We start from the raw sequence: 13,430 nt of genomic DNA on the forward strand, positions 1-13,430 counted from the left end.
CGCAGGCCGTTTTATTTTATTTAGCGGGTTTTTTCACATCAAACATGGTGGCATCCGTCGCCATATCATCAACAACCTGCTTCAGCGTCGCAAAGGTCATTGGCGTACTTTCGTTGTTCAGATCTTTACCTTCGCCTTTACGCACCACCTTCATGACCGGTTTGTTGGTGGCCGCATCGATCAGCTCACCTTCAAAGAAGAGATGCGTGTCCATGGTGCGATGCCCGGTTGCCATCTGCGTACCTGCTACCACCAGCGCGACCGGCACCACTTCATAGAACTGTAGACCCTCTTTCTGCGAACTCACCCCGGTAATTGCACCGCGGAAAATCAGGCTGTGTTTACCCGGCGTGGTCACAATTGGCTTACGCGTACCAATAGCCGTTTTCATTTTGGTATTGGTGTAATTCAACAGCTCATCAAGCGTTTTTTGCCCAATTTGAGTGGTTGGTTTTGGCGTTGGATAATAAGTAATCGGAGTCCAAAGAATACTGTCGTAATTCGCTTCGTTATAGGAAGGGTCAACCCAACGCAGCGTTGGTTTTCCCGTCGCCGAGGTCGTTTGCTGCAAGCCCGAGTAATCTTTTAAAAAGCCAGAATATTGTTCTGGCGCGGCGACTTTTGAAGAACAGCCCGCCAACGCCAACAGACCAGTAAGCACTGCAACTTTAAAAAAAGTTTGAGTACGCATGATAGTTTTCCATGTTATCTGCAAGTATGCATTTGAAGTTATAGCAAAAGACTGACGGGTTTGTTGTGACAAAAAATGATGCGGGGAGCACAAATTGCGAAAAGACTGCCCGGAGGCGTGCCGGGCAGTGAAAAATTACTGATTTATATCCAGTTGCCAGAACAGATGTTTGCCAAACGGGTCGATTTCATAGCCCGTCACCTCCTTGCGCACCGGTTCGAAAATGGTTGAATGCGCAATCATCACCGCGGGCATCTGGTCATGCATCATCTGCTGAGCCTCTTTATACAGCGCCACGCGTTTATCGCGATCGGTCGTTGATTTAGCTTCCGCAATAATTTTATCAAAGGGCTTATAGCACCATTTCGCCGAATTTGAGCCGCCGTTTGCCGAGGTACAGGTAAATAGCGGACCAAAGAAGTTATCAGGATCGCCCGTTGCGGTCGTCCATCCCATCAGCGCGGCCTGATGTTCACCGCCCTTCACGCGCTTAAGGTATTCGCCCCATTCGTAGGTGACGATTTTGGTCTGTACGCCGATTTTCGCCCAGTCGGCCTGAATCATCTCTGCCATCCGTTTCGCGTTCGGATTGTACGGACGCTGCACCGGCATCGCCCACAGGTCGACGCTCACGCCGTTGGCAAAACCGGCCTCTTTCAGCAGCGCCTTCGCCTTTTCGGGATCGTAATCGTAATCTTTAAGCTCGCTGTCTGCGCTCCAGACGCCCGGCGGCAGCAGGTTCTTCGCCGCGGTGCCGGTGCCGTGGAACACCGCCTCAATGATGGCCGGTTTATTGATGGCCATCGCCAGCGCCTGACGGACTTTTACGTTATCCAGCGGCGGCTTTTGGGTATTGAACGCCAGAAAGCCGGTATTCAGCCCGGCTTTGCTCATCAGGTTAATGTCTTTGTTCGCCTTCATGCGCGGCAGATCCGCCGGGTTCGGGAACGGCATCACCTGACATTCGTTCTTCTCAATTTTGGCAAAACGCACGGAGGCATCCGGCGTGATGCTAAACACCAGACGATCCAGCTTGGATTTCCCCTGCCAGTAGTCGGCAAACGCCGTAAACAGGATCCGCGAATCCTTCTGATACTGCGCCAGCTTAAACGGCCCGGTGCCTATAGGCTCCATATCCACCTTCTCCGGCGTGCCCGCTTTGAGCATCGCGTCGGCATACTCGGCAGACAGGATCGAGGCAAAATACCACGCCAGATCGGCGACAAACGGCGCTTCCGGGTGCGCCAGGGTAAAGCGCACGGTGTGGTCATCAACTTTATCAATGCTCGTTATCAGGCTGCCAAACTCCAGACTTTCGAAGTTGGAATAGCTGCCGTTAGAGACGTTGTGATAGGGATGATTCACGTCTTTCTGGCGCATAAACGAGAAAATCACGTCGTCGGCATTAAAGTCGCGGGTCGGCGTGAAGGATTTATTGCTCTGGAATTTGACGCCCTTACGCAGATGGAAGGTGTAAACCTTGCCGTCGTCGCTCACCTCCCAGCGCTCCGCCAGGCCCGGCACCAGCTCCGTGGTGCCGGGTTTGAAATCAACCAGCCGGTTATAGACCGGCACGGCGCTGGCGTCCACGCTGGTTCCCGAGGTGTATAGCTGAGGATTAAAGTTTTCCGGCGATCCTTCGGAGCAATACACCAGCGTTTTCGCGGCGACGGTGGAACTGACCGTGAGTGCAGCGAGCGCCAGCGCTAAAGTTGTGAGTTTGCTTTTCATCATTTATTCCTGTCTTTTTAATTCGACGGCTAATTAATTCTTTTGCCATTTCATAAATAACATTAAAGTGATGTGGCAAACACCTGAAAAATAAATAAGGAATAAATCACTATGGGCTCGCCGCTTTCCAGACAATTAACGCACCGTTTTTTCCGCTATCTCGCTATCACCAGCCAGAGCGATCCCAAAGTCAAAACCCTGCCCTCAACGCCGGGCCAGCACGACATGGCGCGGGAACTGGCGCAGGAGCTGGCACAGCTGGGGCTAGACGACATTGTGATTGATGAATTCGCCACGGTAACGGCGGTAAAAAAAGGCAACGTGCCCGGCGCGCCGCGCATCGGCTTTATTACCCATATTGATACCGTGGACGTGGGATTATCACCGGATATTCATCCACAAATATTAACCTTTACCGGTGAAGATCTCTGTCTGAATAAAGAGAAAGACATCTGGCTGCGGGTTAAAGAGCATCCTGAAATTCTGGCTTATCCGAATGAGGAGATTATTTTCAGCGACGGAACCAGCGTATTGGGCGCGGATAATAAATCGGCGGTCACGGTCGTCATGACGGTGCTGGAAAATCTGACGGCAGAGCATCAGCACGGGGATATCGTCGTGGCATTTGTGCCTGACGAAGAGATTGGCCTGAACGGTGCAAAAGCGCTTGACCTTAAGCGCTTCGACGTCGACTTTGCCTGGACCATCGACTGCTGCGAGCTGGGGGAAATTGTCTACGAGAACTTTAATGCGGCAGCCGCTGAGATCCGCTTTACCGGCGTAACGGCGCACCCGATGTCCGCCAAAGGCGTGCTGGTGAATCCCCTGCTGATGGCGACTGACTACATCAACTATTTTGACCGCCAGCAAACGCCAGAGTGCACCGAGGGGCGTGAAGGCTATATCTGGTTTAACGGCATTCAGGCCGGTCAGAACGAGGCCATTCTTAAGGCCAATATCCGGGACTTTGACAAGGACAGCTTTGCCGCCCGCAAGCAGCAGATTGCCGACGTTGCCGCGCTGATTGCCGCCCAACATCCCACGGCCACGGTCGATTATCGCATTGAAGATACCTACAGCAATATCAGCAATGCGATTGGTGAAGACCGACGCGCTATCGATCTGATGTTCGAGGCGATGGAATCGCTCGGCATCACGCCGAAACCGACGCCTATGCGCGGCGGGACCGACGGCGCGGCGCTCTCGGCAAAAGGGCTGCTCACGCCGAACTTCTTCACCGGCGCGCATAACTTCCACTCGAAGTTTGAATTCCTGCCGCTGTCGTCGTTCGAGGCGTCTTACAACACTGCGCTGCAGATCTGCCTGCTGGCCGCCCGTTAAGCGGGCTTACGCGCCAGCATAGTGGCAAAGCGCAGCTTGATGCGGTTGCCGTTTTCATCGGTGCGGTGCAGTTCGCCAACGTCTTCGTTGTATTTGAGCAACTCCCAGCCTTCATAGTAGTTGCTCAGCTCGCCGCTTTTAAACGCAAACGGGAAGCCGACGGTGCACGGGTAATCCGCCGTGTCCATCGCGGCAACAATCAGGTTGTAGCCGCCGGGCTTGGTGCAGCGCTGCATGTTGGCGATAAGCCCCGGGATGGTTTTTGACTCCAGGAACATCAGCACCACGGTGGAGAGAATGAAATCGTACTCGCCGTCAAAACTCAGGCTGTTGAGATCTTTAATCGCCGTGTGGAGGTTATCGAGCCCTTCTTCCGCCTTGATGCGCTCGATATTATCGATGCTCATTGGGTTCTTGTCCCACGCGGTCACCTCGTAACCGTTGGCCGCCAGAAAGAGGCTGTTACGGCCATTGCCGCAGCCCAGATCCAGCGTTTTACCCGGTTTAATCTGTGCCGCACTGAACAGCACCTCTGAATGGGTGCGGGTTAAGCCATATTTCTCTGTGAAGTAATTCTCGTCGACGGTCATTATTATTCCTCGGATTGCATAAGCAGCGCTTTATCAGCACGAACCAGAAGTTTGCCCTGAAGCAGCAGAATCAATGTACGCACCAACAGCCATCCAATAATCGCGTTGGTGAAGATAAACAGCGGCACGGCAATGGCATGGAAAAAGCCCACCGGACTGCTTTGTCCCAGATGCAGCCCCGTGGTTGCCAGGGCCGATACGCCAAAAGAAAAACTCCAGAAAGAGGCATTGAACGGCTGGGAAAGAGTCCATGGCATCAGGCGCAGCATAAACAGCAGCTGCAGCAGTCCATAGCCGAACAGCATTTTCGCAAAGATATCCGCCTGGCCGCCATTCACGCTGAACCAGGCGCTACAGGCCACCAGCGCGGGCGCCAGTTGAATACCTAATGAAGTACGAAGTGCGGAGGGAAGCTCCCCTGCGCTGCGAAGACGCTGCAGAATAACCGGTTCCAGGCTGAGCCAGGAAAAGACGCCCGCGCCAAGGAAGACTAACCCTGCATCGTTGAAGCCCAGGGCACCGCATGCCATCGCGCTGATAAAATTATTCGCCACCGTAGGCAGATATAATCCAGGCGTGGTCGCCTCTTGCGGATGTCTCCCGCGCCATAATCCGGCGCTTTGCCAGGCGGAGTACGCAAGCTGCACCACCACGCCAATGCCAAACAACGCCAGCGAGACAGGCCGGAACCAGGGGATAAACCCGATGGCGACCAGCATCGTGGTGGCCGGGAAAAGGCTGACAAAACTGCTCATCACCGGGTGTCGCATCTCTGCCAGCACGCTGCGCGGGAAACGAATCGCGCGCGTCAAAAACGCGACCGTTAAAAGAAACCAGCACATCACCGCAAGGGCAACGAGGCCCTCACCCGGCCAGCGCGTCACCGGCCAGAGGGTGCTGGCGTATCGCCATGCGAAACCCATCCCGATGATGCCAAGCACCATGCCAAAATATCCTGCGGGCAAGTTAAGTACCTGTTGGGGTTTGTTAAAGTGATTCATTAATTTTAATTTTTAAAATGTATTTTAAATGCCATTTTAAGGGGTTTCTGCAGCGGATGCCAGCACAACGAAAAGCCGAAAGTTTGCTACGTTTAGTTGAGACGCTTATCAGAGACCTAAAGATGAATAAATATCGCCTTAGCGACGAAACCCGCCTCTGGCAATGGAAAAACGGCGACACAACCCACTCCTTCACGCTGCGGCAGATTATCGCGACAGTGGATTTTAACGACGTGACGGCCGGCACGAAAGGCGGCTGGGTTGACGATGAGCGCGCCCTCGCCCAGGACGGCGAATGTTGGATCTACGACGAAAACAGCGTGGTGTTCGCCGGTGCAACCGTGTCCGGCAACGCGCGTCTTACCCTGCCTTGCATCATTAGCCACGATGCGCATATCAGCGGCAGCTGCTGGCTGGACGCGGCAGAGGTCAGCCACGGCGCGCGCATAGGTGACAACGTCACCATTCAGCACTCCTGCGTGCGGGGCGAGTGTCATCTCTACGGCGACGCCCGCATTCTGCACAATAGCGTAATCATTGCCGCCAAAGGGCTGACGCCGGACCATGACCAAATCCTGCAAATCTACGATAAGGCGACCGTCAGCCAGTCGCGCATCGTGCACCAGGCTCAAATCTACGGCGAAGCGATGGTGAATTTTGCCTTTGTTGAGCACCGAGCCGAAATATTCGACAACGCAATTCTCGAAGGTAACGACTTAAATAACGTCTGGGTGTGCGACTGCGCAAAGGTCTATGGCAACGCCCGCGTGATTGCCGGTTTTGATGAGGATGCCATTCCGACGGTGCGCTACAGCTCTCAGATTGCGGAGAATGCCGTGGTGGAAGGAAACTGCGTCATCAAGCACCACGTTCTGATTGGCGGTCAGGCCTGGCTGCGCGGCGGGCCGATCATGCTGGACGATAAGGTGGTGATCCAGGGACGCGCGCGGATCAGCGGCGATGTGCTCATCGAGCACCGGGTTGAAATCACCGATGATGCGGTCATCGAAGCGTTTGCCGGGGAGAGCATTCACCTGCGCGGCGAAAAGGTGATTAACGGCGACCAGCGCATCACCCGCACCCCGCTGCTGGGGGCGTTATAGGGTAGCGATCTTCCCGTAGATATTCACATCGTCAAAGCGACCGTTCAGGTATTCCGCTTCCCGCAGGCACCCTTCCAGCGTAAAACCGTTGCGCACGGCAACGCTGTTGCTGTGCTGATTCGCCACCCGACACTTGATCACAAAACGGCGGATCTCCCCGCGTTCGACGTAGTAGCGCATAAACGCCTGAAGTGAGCGGGAGAGAATGCCCTGCCCCTGGCGATCTTCATCCAGCCAGTAGCCGATGTACCCGGTCTTGTTGGCAGGTTCAATCGTATTGAACGACAGCACGCCGACCAGTTCATCGCTCGCGAAGATCAAAAACATTTTGGCGTAGCCGCGCTGGTGCAGCATCTGGTTACTCTGCACGTTGCGGCGGGTATCCTCTTCGCTGCCCACGTGCTGCGCCCAGTCAAAGGCGGTTTGCAGAAAGGTTTTGTTTTTGACGACGAGGTTGTGCAGGTCGGTGGTGTAACGCTCTTCGACAGCGCGAAGCTCGATATCCTGGGTAACGGGGATGATTTCTGAAGACATATAGTGCCTCGTCATTGCCGGGTGGCGGCTTCGCCTTACCCGGCCTACAGTATCGAAACGTAGGCCGGGTAAGGCGAAGCCGCCACCCGGCACAAGGGTTAACGCATTACCCTGTCGTCAACGTAATGACGTTTATCCGGCGCAGGCGGGAAATACTGGTACAGCCAGGTTTCGCTGATGGCATCTCCCTGGCAGCGCAGGAACAGGCGCATATCCACCGGCTCCGTCGAATCCGAGGTTGGGTACCAGTCAAACAGGATGCGATAGCCGTCAAACGGCTCAACGTAGAGGATCTCAACCTGCGTCGCTTCACCGCTGGAGAGCGTAATCACCGGCTCAATACCTTTTGGCGCAGCGGCCTTCAGGTCGCCACCGACGAAGTCGATGGCAAAGCGACGGGCCCACACTTTCGGGTAATTTTCGCCCGGTGCCCAGCCTTCCGGGAACCCGCCCATACCGGTACGGGTAGCGAAGACGTTGGCCAGCGGAGAACGCACCGGCGGCATGGCGCTCCAGTACAGACGATATTTAAAGTCCAGCTCGTCGCCCGCCTTCACCGGTTTTTCCGGCTGCCAGAAGCAGACCACGTTATCCAGCGTTTCACCGGTGGTCGGGATCTCCATCAGGCCAACCGCGCCTTTCCCCCAGTCGTTACGCGGTTCAACCCACAGGCTCGGGCGTTTGTTATACCAGCCCATCACGTCCTGATAGTGAGAGAAATCGCGATCGAGCTGCAGCAGGCCGAACCCTTTCGGGTTTTTGTCCATATAGGCGTTGAACTGCAGCTTCTGCGGGTTGTTCAGCGGACGACAAATCCACTCCCCGTTGCCGCGCCACATTGCCAGGCGGTCGGAGTCATGAATTTGCGGGTGAATGGTGTCACACATGCGGCGTTCGTTATTGCCGCAGCTGAACATGCTGGTCATCGGCGCGATGCCGAGCTGCTTGATGTCCTTACGCGCGTAGAGATGGTTTTCCACCTCCATAATCACCTGGCTCTTCTCGCAGTGGATCACGAATTTATAGGCACCGGTAACGCTCGGGCTGTCAAGCAGCGTATAGACGGTAAAGGTCGTGTCGCCGGGTTTGACGGTTTCAAACCAGAAGGAGGTAAAGTCCGGGAACTCTTCCGGCGTGTCGGTAAAGGTATCAACCGCCAGACCGCGGGCAGACAGGCCGTACTGATAGGTGTCGTCCACCGCGCGGAAATAGCTCGCGCCCAGGAAAGAGACGATATCGCGACGCGCCAGTTCAGGGGCCTTAAAGGCGCGGAAGCCCGCAAAGCCGAGATCGCTTTGCCCTTCCAGCTGTTTGGTATCCACACCCGTTTCGCCGTAGCTGAACAGCTCCGGACGGAAGTGGATCTCGCGCGCCATAGAGGTCGACTGGTCCAGCGAGAACATCCGCACGCGGCGGCGGAACCCCATTCCCATATGGAAGAACTGCACGTCCAGCTGACGCCCTTCAATGTTGTTCCACAGTGACTGTTTTTCATCGTAGCGGATGGCGTTGTACGCCTGCGGCGTCATCGTTGCCAGCGTCTCCGGCAGCGGACGCGGCGCGCCACCCCACGGGGTTTTCGCCAGGTCATGCGCCATGGATTGCAGTACGGAGAAGTCAAAACGACGGCTCTGGCCGTCAGCAATGTCAGAGTCGGCAGCATACGCCGCTTTGGAAAACAGGGAAGCAAGGCCAGATGTGCCGCTCAGGGCTGCCACTGCCAGCGAGCCTTTTAGAAAACGTCTGCGATTCATGCCTGGAAAAACGTCCTTATGGTCGTGTGAATGTGTTTCGCGCTCGGCGAAATGACGGCAAGAAAGAACGCACAGCCTAAACAAAAATGGTTAAGAATCCAATTGTTGGCCGGTGATTATCTGAACAAAGTGAGAAATATTTTCTGTCGACCAGAACGGCCCGAAAGTGGTGTAAAGAAAGCCTGGAAAATGTGTATAAAAATGCCCCGTCAGGACATCAGCTGACGGGGCGAATGAGGCGGTTATTTTACGCTGACATCGATACCCGGGAAGTACTTATCAGCGAGTTTTGCGATCGTGCCGTCGGCACGTACTTTATCGATCGCGGCATCAAGCTGCTTTTTGGTGGCCTCGTCGCCCTTGCGCAACCCAAAACCGATCCCACTGCCGAGGATAGTGTCGTCAGACACCGGTTTGCCGATGAAGCCAAACCCTTTCCCCTGCGGCTTGCTGAGGAAACCTGCCTGCCCGGCCGCGGACATAACCAGCGAGGCGTCGATACGGCCATTCAGCAGATCGCCCCAGGCCATATTCTGATCTTTATAAGACACCACGGTGACACCCTGCTTTTCCCAGTGCTCTTTCGCATAGGTTTCCTGAATGGATCCCTGCAGCACGCCGATGGTTTTACCCTTAAGCCCTTCTGGGGTTGCCTCAACCGCCGTACCGGCCTTGCCGACCAGCTGCGACGGAATACGGTAGATCGGCTGGGTAAAATCAATGCTCTTGCGGCGCTGCTCGGTGATGTTCATCGCCGAGTTGATGGCGTCAAATTTCTTCGCCACCAGGCCCGGGATCAGCGCATCAAAGGAGGTTTCAACCCAGCTGCACTTCAGCGCTGCCGCTTTGCAGATGGCGTTCCCCAGCTCAACGTCAAACCCTTCCAGTTCGCCCGCCGCATTGCGGCTCTCAAACGGCGGGTATTCAGCTTCCAGACCGTAACGCAGCTCGGTAGCCGCGAAGGAAGAAAAAGTACACAGCAATCCCATGCCGACAACTAACGCGCGTAATTTCATCTATAACTCCTCAGAGCCTATCTCAGCGTGGTTTAACCCGACACAGGGCCTGGGCACCTGCCCGTAACGTCGCCTCATCTTTCGCAAAAGAGAGACGAATCAATTTATTATCCGTACCGTCCGCATAAAACGCCGACAGCGGAATGGTGGCAACGCCGTACTCAACGATCAGCCGTTTCACCAGCTCGCTGTCGCGCTCGTCGCTGAACTGGCTGTAGTCCGCCAGCATGAAGAACGATCCGGCGCTCGGCAGCAGCGTAAACGGCGAATCGGCCAGCAGGCTGTGCAGCAGATCGCGCTTGCGCTGGTAAAACACCGACAGCGACAGCCAGGTTTGCGGGTCGATCATATGCTCAGCAAAGGCGTGCTGCATTGGCGTATCGGCAGAAAACATTAAAAATTGATGGACTTTACAAATCTCGTCCATCAGTACCGACGGTGCAACACAGTAACCCACGCGCCACCCGGTGACGTGATAGGTTTTTCCGAAAGAAGAAATAATCACGCTGCGCTCCGCCAGCTGCGGGTGCGTGGCCATCCCGTGGTGTGGCTCGCCGTCAAAAACGACGTGTTCGTACACTTCGTCAGACAAAATAATGATGTCGGTATTGCGCGTCAGCGCCGCCAGCTGCTGCAGGTCACTGGCGGAGAAGACCTGGCCGCTCGGGTTATGCGGCGTATTGATGATGATCATGCGCGTGCGCGGGGTGATCGCTGCGCGAACCTCATCCCAGTTGACGGCAAAATCCGGCACGGTGAGCTTAATGGCAATCGGCGTTGCCCCCTGCAGACGAACAATCGGCGCGTAGCTGTCAAAGGACGGCTCAAAGTAGATCACCTCATCGCCCGGGTGCACCAGCCCGCTAATCGCCGAATAGAGCCCTTCGCTGGCGCTGGCGGTCACCAGCACCTCGCTGGCAGGGTCATATTGCGTGCCGTAGAGCGTGGCAATTTTATCGGCAATACGTTCCTTGAGCGGCTGCAGACCGGTCATCGACGCGTACTGGTTATGCCCCGCCTCCATTGCGCGGGTGACGCCCTCAATCAGCTTCGGGTCGCATGAAAAATTCGGTGCGCCCTGAGAAAGGTTAATCGCGTTATGCTGCGCCGAGAGCTGGCCGATAACGGTAAAAATGGTGGTTCCCACATCCGGCAGTTTGGAGCGCGTTTGCACTGGCGTTCGTAAAGTCATCCTCTTTCCCTTCTCATGGACATTGCATAACTATTCAAACAACATCTGTGCTGTCGGGACAATCGAATTGTTGTCATAATAGCCATGAGAAAAATGCATAGCTGAGGTGTTTTCTATGTCACGCCGTTCGCTCCCCCTTAATGCCATCGACGCATTTTTAGTCACCGCGCGTCACCTCAACCTGACCCATGCCGCGGCGGAACTGTGTCTGACGCAGGGGGCCGTGAGCCGTAAGATTGCCTCCCTTGAGGCGTGGTTTGGCTTTCCGCTTTTTGAACGCCACGCGCGCGGGCTGCGCCTCTCGCCGCAGGGCAGCGCCCTGCTTCCGGAGCTGCAGTCCGCTTTCGAGCAGCTGCTGTCCGTGGCCGACCAGGCACGCAGCCAGCACACCGTGATCCGGCTGAAGGCCCCCACCTGCGCCATGCGCTGGCTGGTGCCGCGCCTGCTGGAGGTGGAGCGCGAGCATCCGGATCTACAAATTGCGCTGACCACCACCACCGATCACAACGTCAATTTCAAAACCGAATCTTACGACGCGGCCATCGTGTTCGGCACGCACATGAGCGCAGGCGATCTGCTATTCGAAGAGGCGCTCACCCCGGTGATAAGCCCGGTGCGTGCGGGGGCAGCGCTGGGCTCGTTAACGTTCCTTCACCCCACAAGGGATAAGACAGACTGGTCGCTTTGGCTGACGAAACAGGAAGGTCCGGGTTTTGTCATGCACAAAAATCAACACTTCGACACGATGGATCTCGCCATTACGGCCGCCATTCAGGGGCTGGGCGTCGCCATCGCCGACGAAACGCTGGTGGCAGAAGATATTCACGCAGGAAGGCTGGTACGGCCCTATGAGACAAGCATAAAAACCGGCGCAAGCTACCGGCTGGTGCTGCGCGAAACGCCAGGCGAGGAAAATGGTCTCGCGGCGTTTCGCGCCTGTTTGCTTAATCGAGGCTGACGTGGTGCTTCATCACCCGCTTGAAGAGGCTCATGCGGGCGCGCATAAAGCGGTTTTCAAGTCTGAAACCTGCATGTTTATTCACGCCAATGCGTAACAGAACGTCCCGCCCTTTACGGCACGCGGGCCAGTGCGTCGGCCCGGGCAGGATGTCGCGACGACCCGCATCACGCGCAAAGCTCACCCAGTAATCCGCCACCTGAGCAGCAAACTGCAGGTCCCGCTCATTGGCATAATGACGTGAAGGCTCCACCTTGCCGAGCGTATCGAAGACGTAGGGAATTTCGTTGCCGTGCCAGGCGCCGTTGATATACGTGCCATGTTCCGCTTCGGCGACATAGTCAAACCAGTAACGCCAGCACAACCCACCCACGCGCTGCTGGGCCTGCATCACCACGTAGCCCATGGTGGTAAACGCCATGTCGCGGCACACCTGCCTGCCCAGCTCTTCATCGCCTTTCACGCCCGGATAGAGCAGCTTTATCAGCCCCAGCCCGAAGCGACGCTCCCGGCGAAGCTTCTGAATTTGTCCGGCGAGATCGATGCCAAACACCGCCATCACGCTGGCTTCATCGCTGTTGGAGCCAATCATTACCGGCACCGGATGCTGACGGGCAGCGAAAAAGACGTCCAGCATGGCTTCCGGCAGAACACAGTCTCCAGCGATGGGCGCCGGGGCGACGTTCAGCGGCGCGGTGAGCGGCCAGAACGCCTCGGGCGGAATGGCGCGCAGCTGCCCGGCGGTCGCATTTTCCAGCCCGAAATGTGCGGCCAACGCTTCCCCTTTCTGCAGCGCCTGCTCGCGCGGCGTGTCCGGCAGGGTGTATCCGCTTTGCACAATCGCCTTATGGAACAATCCTGCCGCCAGCGGCGAGGCCAGCAGAGAGAGCACGCTGCGCGCGCCAGCGGATTCGCCAAACAGGGTCACATTAGCGGGATCACCGCCAAACCCGGCGATATTCTCCTGTACCCATTCGAGCGCGGCGATCTGATCCAGCAGGGCAAAATTGTGCACCACGCGCCCTTCCTCGCCTTCCAGCGCGGGATGGGCGAAAAAGCCGAGATGACCGAGACGGTAGTTGATCGTGACCACAACCACGCCGCGCGCGGCCAGCGCTTTGCCGTTATACGGCGGCAGGCCTCCGGCACCAATCGTAAACCCGCCCCCGTGCAGCCAGACCATAACCGGCAGCGGCTCGTCGCGCTCTGTGGGGGACCAGACGTTAAGGTAGAGGCAATCTTCAGAAAACTGGCCCGGATCGCCGCCGCCTAGCTCCTGACAATACTCGCTGCTTTGCCAGCTTGAGGGTGAGAAGGCCGTGGCCTCGCGCAGCCCATCCCAGCGTTCAGGCGGCCGGGGCGAGCGCCAGCGCCACTCCCCCACGGGCGGTGCGGCATAGGGAATACCGCACCAGAAGTGAACGTTTTCATCGGTTAAACCAGACAGTGCGCCCTGGCGCGTTTCAACCACAGGGGCGGAAGGATTTTGCATAACGACCTTAATTTTTCCATCACACCC

At 56.4% G+C, this 13,430-nt stretch carries 12 protein-coding genes; 3 read left to right on the top strand and 9 right to left on the bottom strand.

From position 1 onward, the window contains the following. Nucleotides 1–16: 16 nt before the first annotated feature. Both P346_RS19520 and P346_RS19515 read right to left on the bottom strand, forming a co-directional pair. Nucleotides 17–691, bottom strand: coding sequence for a DUF3313 domain-containing protein (locus P346_RS19520; RefSeq protein WP_032657106.1), 675 nt, complete (start codon nucleotides 689–691; stop codon nucleotides 17–19). 135 nt (nucleotides 692–826) lie between these two features. Continuing rightward, a complete protein-coding gene (locus tag P346_RS19515) occupies nucleotides 827–2,422 on the bottom strand; it encodes an ABC transporter substrate-binding protein (protein WP_032657108.1) in 1,596 nt (531 codons plus the stop codon). A gap of 111 nt (nucleotides 2,423–2,533) precedes the next feature. Here P346_RS19515 and pepT point away from each other — a divergent pair, with 111 nt between their 5' ends. Then, nucleotides 2,534–3,763 carry a peptidase T gene (gene pepT / locus P346_RS19510; protein ID WP_032657110.1) on the top strand — a complete coding sequence of 410 codons (1,230 nt, stop codon included), beginning with the start codon at nucleotides 2,534–2,536 and terminating at the stop codon, nucleotides 3,761–3,763. On the opposite strand, the gene tehB is transcribed toward pepT, so the two are convergent. Both tehB and tehA read right to left on the bottom strand, forming a co-directional pair. Next, nucleotides 3,760–4,353, bottom strand: a complete 594-nt coding sequence (gene tehB, locus P346_RS19505) for a tellurite resistance methyltransferase TehB (protein WP_032657112.1) — start codon at nucleotides 4,351–4,353, stop codon at nucleotides 3,760–3,762. The genes pepT and tehB overlap by 4 nt on opposite strands. A 2-nt stretch (nucleotides 4,354–4,355) precedes the next feature. Further along, a complete protein-coding gene (gene tehA, locus P346_RS19500) occupies nucleotides 4,356–5,354 on the bottom strand; it encodes a dicarboxylate transporter/tellurite-resistance protein TehA (RefSeq protein ID WP_032657113.1) in 999 nt (332 codons plus the stop codon). Nucleotides 5,355–5,476: 122 nt separating this feature from the next. Here tehA and ydcK point away from each other — a divergent pair, with 122 nt between their 5' ends. Next, nucleotides 5,477–6,457, top strand: coding sequence for a YdcK family protein (gene ydcK / locus P346_RS19495; protein ID WP_032657115.1), 981 nt, complete (start codon nucleotides 5,477–5,479; stop codon nucleotides 6,455–6,457). On the opposite strand, the gene rimL is transcribed toward ydcK, so the two are convergent. From rimL to P346_RS19475, 4 genes are all read right to left on the bottom strand, one after another. Next, on the bottom strand, nucleotides 6,452–6,991 hold the full coding sequence (gene rimL, locus P346_RS19490; RefSeq protein ID WP_032657117.1) for a 50S ribosomal protein L7/L12-serine acetyltransferase: 540 nt from the start codon (nucleotides 6,989–6,991) through the stop codon (nucleotides 6,452–6,454). The genes ydcK and rimL overlap by 6 nt on opposite strands. Before the next feature lie 98 nt (nucleotides 6,992–7,089). Next, nucleotides 7,090–8,745: a glucan biosynthesis protein D gene (locus P346_RS19485; protein WP_032657119.1), complete on the bottom strand. Its 1,656-nt coding sequence runs from the start codon at nucleotides 8,743–8,745 to the stop codon at nucleotides 7,090–7,092. A 242-nt stretch (nucleotides 8,746–8,987) separates the two neighbouring features. After that, nucleotides 8,988–9,761 (bottom strand): transporter substrate-binding domain-containing protein, encoded by a 774-nt coding sequence (locus P346_RS19480; protein WP_025756391.1) that lies wholly within the window; start codon nucleotides 9,759–9,761, stop codon nucleotides 8,988–8,990. Between the two features lie 22 nt (nucleotides 9,762–9,783). Beyond that, entirely contained in the window at nucleotides 9,784–10,953 is a 1,170-nt protein-coding gene (locus tag P346_RS19475) for a pyridoxal phosphate-dependent aminotransferase (RefSeq protein ID WP_032657121.1), read from the bottom strand. A gap of 115 nt (nucleotides 10,954–11,068) precedes the next feature. Between P346_RS19475 and P346_RS19470 the strand changes: the two genes are divergently transcribed. Next, a complete protein-coding gene (locus P346_RS19470) occupies nucleotides 11,069–11,911 on the top strand; it encodes a LysR family transcriptional regulator (protein WP_032657123.1) in 843 nt (280 codons plus the stop codon). Here P346_RS19470 and P346_RS19465 read toward each other — a convergent pair. Next, nucleotides 11,898–13,403, bottom strand: a complete 1,506-nt coding sequence (locus P346_RS19465; protein WP_032657125.1) for a carboxylesterase/lipase family protein — start codon at nucleotides 13,401–13,403, stop codon at nucleotides 11,898–11,900. The two genes, P346_RS19470 and P346_RS19465, sit on opposite strands and share 14 nt — an antisense overlap. Nucleotides 13,404–13,430 lie beyond the last annotated feature (27 nt).

It is taken from the genome of Enterobacter sp. DC1, from assembly GCF_000568075.1.
Lineage (GTDB): Bacteria > Pseudomonadota > Gammaproteobacteria > Enterobacterales > Enterobacteriaceae > Enterobacter > Enterobacter asburiae.

Coding starts and splice junctions, on each gene's coding strand:
- P346_RS19475 (WP_032657121.1), bottom strand. CDS start 10,953: ATGACTTTACGAACGCCAGTGCAAACGCGCTCCAAACTGCCGGATGTG.
- rimL (WP_032657117.1), bottom strand. CDS start 6,991: ATGTCTTCAGAAATCATCCCCGTTACCCAGGATATCGAGCTTCGCGCT.
- tehB (WP_032657112.1), bottom strand. CDS start 4,353: ATGACCGTCGACGAGAATTACTTCACAGAGAAATATGGCTTAACCCGC.
- pepT (WP_032657110.1), top strand. CDS start 2,534: ATGGGCTCGCCGCTTTCCAGACAATTAACGCACCGTTTTTTCCGCTAT.
- P346_RS19515 (WP_032657108.1), bottom strand. CDS start 2,422: ATGAAAAGCAAACTCACAACTTTAGCGCTGGCGCTCGCTGCACTCACG.
- P346_RS19480 (WP_025756391.1), bottom strand. CDS start 9,761: ATGAAATTACGCGCGTTAGTTGTCGGCATGGGATTGCTGTGTACTTTT.
- P346_RS19470 (WP_032657123.1), top strand. CDS start 11,069: ATGTCACGCCGTTCGCTCCCCCTTAATGCCATCGACGCATTTTTAGTC.
- P346_RS19485 (WP_032657119.1), bottom strand. CDS start 8,745: ATGAATCGCAGACGTTTTCTAAAAGGCTCGCTGGCAGTGGCAGCCCTG.
- P346_RS19465 (WP_032657125.1), bottom strand. CDS start 13,403: ATGCAAAATCCTTCCGCCCCTGTGGTTGAAACGCGCCAGGGCGCACTG.
- ydcK (WP_032657115.1), top strand. CDS start 5,477: ATGAATAAATATCGCCTTAGCGACGAAACCCGCCTCTGGCAATGGAAA.
- tehA (WP_032657113.1), bottom strand. CDS start 5,354: ATGAATCACTTTAACAAACCCCAACAGGTACTTAACTTGCCCGCAGGA.
- P346_RS19520 (WP_032657106.1), bottom strand. CDS start 691: ATGCGTACTCAAACTTTTTTTAAAGTTGCAGTGCTTACTGGTCTGTTG.